General features: G+C 63.1%; 3 protein-coding genes. 2 read left to right on the top strand and 1 reads right to left on the bottom strand.

What is annotated here, in order from left to right; translation table 11 throughout:
* Nucleotides 1–235: 235 nt before the first annotated feature.
* Nucleotides 236–2,206, bottom strand: a complete 1,971-nt coding sequence (locus tag F3T56_RS44205; RefSeq protein ID WP_149831111.1) for a helix-turn-helix domain-containing protein — start codon at nt 2,204–2,206, stop codon at nt 236–238.
* Between the two features lie 1,265 nt (nt 2,207–3,471).
* Between F3T56_RS44205 and F3T56_RS44210 the strand changes: the two genes are divergently transcribed.
* Both F3T56_RS44210 and F3T56_RS44220 read left to right on the top strand, forming a co-directional pair.
* Nucleotides 3,472–3,921, top strand: coding sequence for a hypothetical protein (locus F3T56_RS44210; RefSeq protein ID WP_149831112.1), 450 nt, complete (start codon nt 3,472–3,474; stop codon nt 3,919–3,921).
* A 1,009-nt stretch (nt 3,922–4,930) separates the two neighbouring features.
* Nucleotides 4,931–5,419, top strand: a complete 489-nt coding sequence (locus tag F3T56_RS44220) for a cupin domain-containing protein (protein ID WP_149831113.1) — start codon at nt 4,931–4,933, stop codon at nt 5,417–5,419.
* Nucleotides 5,420–5,597 lie beyond the last annotated feature (178 nt).

Consider the following 5,597-nt stretch of genomic DNA (forward strand, 5'->3'; position numbering starts at 1 on the left):
ACTGCGCCGCCACACCCGCCACCACGGTGGGTGTGGCGGCGGCCGTGCTCCTCCTCATCGGGCTGGACTGCCGTTCACCCAGGCAAAGTTGGGGCTGGGTGAACGGCCAGCGCAGTCGCGGACAGCGTGAAGTTCGCACCGCAGCCTCCGGCGGTACCGTACCCGACTACGACGTTCCTCTCCGCCCTCGCCTGCATGAATGCCGATGCCCGGCGCCTTCCACCGCATGTCTGCGTCACGGGGTCCAAACGGGGAGATCGGGAGGCCCGGCCACGTCGTGAGCTGATTTGCGTTCCAGAAGCGTCGATCGGAGATGGGAGAGCCGAAGCGCCAGCTGGATCGCCAGTGCCCGCTCGTGGCTCTGCCAGGCGGGGCCGAGGATTTCACTTATGCGTTGGAGCCTACGGACAACGGTATTGGGGTGAACATGGAGCTTCTTCGCCGCATAGGTGGGAGAACAGCCGACTTCGAAATAGATCTCCAGAGTCCGTGTGAGCTCGGTGAATCGTATCCGATCGTGTTCGATGAGCGATCCGATCCACTTGTTGATGAACTCGTCAGGGTCGCGATCGTCGGACAGGAGCATGCTCAGTAGGCTGAGTTCCTGCACCGAGGCAGAGCAGCCGGTTGCGCCCAGGGAGATCATTGCTTTCATGTAACGTTTCGCCTCGTGGTAAATTCGGCCAACTGATCCTGGGCCGATGGTCGGGCCGGCCGCGCTGACGGTAGGCGGCTTGCTCAACAATGACGACAACTCGTCATGGACTTTCTGTGCCGTGGCACCGGGCTCTTCCCCCGGGAGCAGGAGGACGACGGAGTCGTGGCGGGAGCTGCTGAGTCCGCCCGTGCGGTGAGCGTATTCGGAGGCCCACTGGGCCAGTTTGTTCCAGGACTCGCACTCCGGGCGGACGAGGACGATGACATGTGGCTTGTAAAGATCGAGGCGGAACTGGCTTGCTTCCCGATCGAGATGTTTCAGAGGCTGTCGAGGCACGCTCAGTAGAGCGTCGAGAAACACTTCGTGATCCCGCTCGGCGACGGCGCTTTGATTCTGGACCATGAACTGGATTGCCACCGCCTGGCTGAGCAGCTTCAGCACCACCACGTCCGGCCGGGTAATGGGATGGTCCTGGTGGAGCAGGACGCTGCCGAGCTGCGTGGAGTCGGCCACGATCGTGGTTGCCCACATACCGTTGCCCACGGGGAAGGGCACAGGAGTGAGTTGGGTGGCCGTCATCGTGTTCACGAACGCCTGTCGCTCTCCGGCTGACGGCGGCAGTTCGCCGCAACATGCCAAGGGGCGGCCGTCGGCATCGCTGATCAACACCGCGCCGCCGAATATGGCGCTTGCATAGGTGGCGAGCACCATCAGATTGCCGCCCCTCAGTGCGAGTTCGATCAGCCGGTGGTGGGTCTCGATGAGACGGGTGGCGGATCTCAGCTCGGTCTCGGTCTGCAGGGAGTAATTCTTCAGGTCGGTGACAGCGGTTTTCATACGTTGCAAATCCATCACTCGGCCGATGGCCATCCCGGCTACTTCTCCCAGGGAACCGAGTAGCGAGATCTCGTCGACGGTGAAGTGACGTACGCTCCGCGACGCCAGATGCAGCACGCCGAGCGACTCGGCCTGGTGGGACAACGATACCGCCGTTATCGCACGCAGACCCTCGGCCTGAACCACGGCATCAGCCGTCGCGTTACGAGAGACGCGTTGATCGGACAAATAGTCGTGGGTCCAGAAGGGTAGCGATTCGGCCGACAATTCATGGTCCAGCCCGTCCAGGTTGGGCAGATCCGCAGTGCTCATCCCCACGCTGATCTTCGACGCTTGGCCCTGCACGGAGCGGACGCATAGGCCTCCGCTCTCGGCGTCGATCAAGCTGATAAAGGCTAAGTCGACATTGAGCAGTCTTTGAGTCTCTGAAGTGATGAGTTTAAGTAAGGGATCGAGTTCGCAGAGGGCGTTCAGCTCTCGGGCGGTGCGGAGCAGTGCGGCGCAATCGGCTTCACGGTGCAGATGTCGTTCTATTTGCGCGGAGATACGCAGTCCGATCTCGGCGATTGGTTGTAATGGGTAAACCGCGTCCCCGTCGGATGCTCCGCCCCAAGCCTCAGCGAGTTGTTGGAAACTGCTGACCGGCGCCCCTTCTGCAAGTAACTGCAGTACAGTCATGGCTGCTTCCAACTCGACACTCTCCAGCGTCACGTTTCCCTCTACCTCCTGGTGGCCGCTGTATGCCGCGAAATCGGCGTCGATCTGATCTTACCGGGTGAAGGTGCAGTTCGCGGGCGTCGGATACTCTGCCGAGACTTCCGGTTCGCTGGTTGGGCGCGATGCGATTGCGGGGCGGTTGACAGCAGGCTCGTCGCCCGGCCGAGTCTGCGGTCTGGCTGCGGCAGCAGGTTTTCCTTAATACACGGAACTGGCCGGCGTGCGCCGTGTGGGCTTCCGGCGAATATATCGCAGGGTTCGTTGGCGGATCGATCCCGAGCTGCCAGCAGGGCTGTCCTCCCGTGAAGTAGAACCGGAATCCCACCACGGGGTCGCCACGGATGAAGAAGAACATCGCGAGTTCCGCAGTGACCCTGGGTGTCAGGGAGTGGAGAATCATTCCACCCTGAACCGTCAGTCGCGGCGGAAGGATGCTGGCGGTCATACCTGGAAGGATGTTCGTCCGGGAGCTGGTGGAACTTAGGGAAGAATACTGAGTGTTATGTTCCTGCCGGTGTACATCTGCAGACGGGGAGGTGAACGCCGTACACGCTATGGTGGGCCCGAGTACACTGGCTCTGTCGCAGATGTCGATCAGTGTGACAGAAACCGGAGCACCTTTCCAGGTTTCGATCAACCGGCTTCCTGGACGGTAAAGGAGATCGACACCAGTGGGGCAGTCGAGTTCGAAGCCGAGGCACTTCCTGGATGCGGGTCGAGGCGGCCGTGCCTACGTCCAGGAAACATACCTGAAGAGCATCGGTTCCGACGACGCTGTGCGTAATGCCGCCTCCAGTGCCGATCGTGATTCTTCACCGGAAGATGAAACAGGGAAGCCTAGGGTGTAGACCGAGATCATTGAATTGATCTGCCGTCCAGCCGGATTTCACTTAGGGTGCGACGATGAGGTCTGGAACTCATTATTCACTCAATCTCGGTGTGCGATCAAGGAGTAAGGTAAATGTAAATAAGGATCCTGCGTGGACGCAGACAATGTTACCGAGGGTACGTTCGGCTGCGTCGACGCGAGTGGGTAACGATGATCTCGAAGGGGTTCCTGGGAATTAAACGCGTGCGGGTACTTGAGGATTAAATCAGCCAGATTGGATGTTGTCTAGGTGTTGACGCCAACTCGGACTGGACCAAGACTCAGACCTGATGGGTTCTCAGTCGGCCAGATGACGGTTGTCGAAGCCTTTGATCATGAACGGGGGGCGCGTTCGTGTGTCGTCTTCCCTGGTCGGTGTCCTGCAGCGCCATTGCGCCGGGTCCGGGGCCGCCGCTACCGCCTGGGCTCTCTGCTCGCGCTGTGCCTGGTCGCCGTCCTCGGCGGAGCCGCGTCTCTGGCTGTCGACGGCAAGGCGGTGCACGGATCCCGCACCGACGGCGCGACTGTCCACCTGCTCGCCGCCGCGCTCCATGCCTGTCAGCCCGTGATCGCCCAGTGGCAGATCGCCGTGAAGCGCAACGAAATCCCCGCCTTCGCCTCACTACTGGACCGGATCGACCTGCGCGGCGTCGTCGTCACCGCCGATGCGATGCGGACCCAGCGCGCCCACGCCGGGCACGTCATCACCGTCGGCGGCCACTACCTCCTGGTAGCAACCAGAAGAAGCTGCGCAAGCAGCTGCGAAACCTGCCCTGGCGCCAGATTCCGCTGCGGGCCCGCACCGCCGGGGTCGGCGGCCGCCGCGAGGTCCGCCGTCTGAAGATCCGCACCGTCCGGCCCGGCCTCCTCTTCCCGCACGCCGTCCAGGCCATGGAGATCAAGCGCCGCCGCACCCGCCGCGAGATCGGCAAGGTCGGGACAGAGACCGTCTACGCGATCACCAGCCTCCAACCCGAACAGGCCGACCCGGCGCAACTCGCTGAACCCGTCCAGAGCCACTGGTCAGTTGAGGCCCTGCACCACCTCAGAGACCTGATCTTCGGCGAGGACGCCTCGCGAGTACGCACCGGCACCGCACCCCAGCATCGCCGCCTGGCCCAATTCCGCCGCATGACCGGGCTCACTTCAAGGCGGTGGAGAACTGGTGGGCGAAGTGGCTGGCCAGCGGGTGCCGGGTCGGCGAACACAAGATTCTCGATGCGGTCGGGCAGCGGGCCATCCGGGCAGGGGCCGTGCCGGATCACCGTCCCGGCGGCCTGGGTTCGGCTGGACGGCTGTGGACGCGTGCGGGGCGGGGGAGCTGATCGCGAATCTGTACTGGGCGCGGCTGACCGAGCAGGCAGTGGGCACCTACCCGCGCCGCTGGGGCTTGTCCTTCCAGCGCCCGGATGAGCGTGCCGTCGAGCGAGTCGCGGAAGGCCGCCCGCTCACCTGGGGCGTCAACGGGTACACGCCTGTCGTGCGCCGCACGGGCAACCAGTTCTCGGCCAACGCCATGTCCGCGATCGGCCACCAAGGGCCGAGCCGTATGCGCTCCGTGCACTGCAGGCATGCCATGGTCTGCATCGAGACCTCCGATGCCGACGTCAGGTACCGGTTCCCCCGACCGGCTCGCGGGCCACTTCGACCGAGCCCTCCTCGCGGCCGAGACCCGCCGGCTCTCCCGGCGACGCCACCGCACATTATCCGAGGCTACTTCGGCGACCTGCACGTCGGGTACATTCCTCGAAGGGAGCGCTTTGATTTTCTGATCAATAGACAGAGGTCCATTAACTTGCGTACGCTATGAGGCGTATAGAAATAACTTCCGGATCAACCGAGGAGGTTTTATGTCCGAATTATCGCGCAAGGCTGTGGTCGTGAAGGAGGACGAAGCCGAGAAGGTCACCTTTCCATCGGCCGTGGCTCGACTTCTTGTGGATGCCACCGGTGTCGGTGGGGCTCTGAGCTGCCATCATGTGCAGCTTTCCATGGGCGCTGACGGCTCCAGTCCGCATTATCACGCGAAGTCCTCCGAGCTGTTCTACGTCATCGACGGATCATTGCAGATGCTCCTGGAAGACGAGGTCGTCACCGCAGAGAAAGGCAGCCTCGTCGTCGTCCCACCGGGTATGCCGCACTGTTTCGCCGCGCCGCCGCAGGACCTCGCCGAGGTGCTTATCGTGCTCACGCCGGGAATCGAGCGCTTCGGTTATTTCCACCTCCTCAAGGAAGTGATCGAAGGCGGGGCGACGGCCGATGATCTGGCGGCCGCCGAAGGGCTGTACGACAGCCACTCCGTGGACAGCCCGGTCTGGCGCGCGACTCGCGCCCGCTGACGCGGGGCCGGCGATCGTTCATGTCGTGTCCGGACAGCGCCGCACACAGCCTGCCATGAGCTGATGCCGTGTCGTCCGGACCGAACGAGGACCGTTGGGCGGCGCCACCGCGGTACGATCGCGGTGGCGCCACACCAGGTCCGATGCCCACGAAGCACCACACGGCTCCCGCGAGGTT

The organism is Streptomyces tailanensis (assembly GCF_008386495.1).
Classification (GTDB): Bacteria; Actinomycetota; Actinomycetes; order Streptomycetales; family Streptomycetaceae; genus Streptomyces; species Streptomyces tailanensis.

Bases quoted from the DNA above. Each gene is read 5' to 3' on its own strand.
- F3T56_RS44220 (WP_149831113.1), top strand. From the start codon at position 4,931: ATGTCCGAATTATCGCGCAAGGCTGTGGTCGTGAAGGAGGACGAAGCC.